This is a genomic window from Pantoea sp. GbtcB22 (genome assembly GCF_019091025.1).
GTDB classification, from domain to species: Bacteria; Pseudomonadota; Gammaproteobacteria; order Enterobacterales; family Enterobacteriaceae; genus Pantoea; species Pantoea leporis.
The window spans coordinates 1-245 of record NZ_JAGXKB010000602.1 but is presented as its reverse complement, the minus strand read 5'-3'; the positions used below and the strand labels follow the sequence as shown (position 1 = coordinate 245).

Below are 245 nucleotides of genomic sequence, written 5' to 3'. Positions count from 1 at the left end.
GAAGGATTAGTGCCACATTACACTTTCTATCTCGCCAGCCGTCCTTCCGCGGAAGGTCATCCTGATACTGCGAAACAGGTTGACGATGAGTTGAGCAAGCTCAGCGATTGGGCCAACAAGAATCCGGATGATGCGGCAGCGATTCTGACGAAATCAACCGGCCTGGATAAAGCCATCTGGCAAACCACCATTAGACGTCTGCCTTACGGCGCGTCGCGCATGTCGCCGCAGGTGTTTGATGAGCA

The 245-nt window shown here is 53.9% G+C and carries 1 pseudogene; it reads left to right on the top strand.

The window, feature by feature from the left end:
- Positions 1–245, top strand: a pseudogene (locus tag KVT28_RS26105) (sulfonate ABC transporter substrate-binding protein); the annotation flags it as partial.